We start from the raw sequence: 373 nt of genomic DNA, 5'->3' as shown, positions 1-373 counted from the left end.
TTGGTAGATTGCAAATTTAATCCGAATTTTTGGACAAATTTGTCAGCATAACCTGATACGGTGTTTGCCAGTCGAGTATTTTAAGCGGTCGCTGGTTAATTTGGAGTAACGTCGTCGTTAAATCTTGAGCACTAATGTGCTCAAAACGAGTCCCTTTAGGATAAAAATAACGTAAATTCCGATTAAAGCGTTCATTACTACCACGTTCAGCTGGCGTATAAGCATGGCAGTAATAGGTCTTAATACCATATTGTGATTCAAGTGATACTAGCCCACTAAACTCAGTGCCACGGTCCACAGTAAAGCTGTGCACCGGACCATTAAAAGTGGTTAGGAACTTAGTTAGTGCTTCATTAACAGTCGCTGTCGTCCG

General features: G+C 41.0%; 1 protein-coding gene. It reads right to left on the bottom strand.

Features of this window, described 5'->3' with window-relative positions; translation table 11 throughout:
• Nucleotides 1-16 precede the first annotated feature (16 nt).
• The coding region (locus FD09_RS15700; protein WP_143443141.1) for an IS30 family transposase at nt 17-373 on the bottom strand (357 nt) is incomplete at its 5' end.

Origin of the sequence: Schleiferilactobacillus perolens DSM 12744 (assembly GCF_001435585.1) — a bacterium.
Taxonomy (GTDB): Bacteria; Bacillota; Bacilli; order Lactobacillales; family Lactobacillaceae; genus Schleiferilactobacillus; species Schleiferilactobacillus perolens.
The sequence above is the reverse complement of the archived record's forward strand: the minus strand, read 5'-3'. Positions and strand labels throughout refer to the sequence as shown.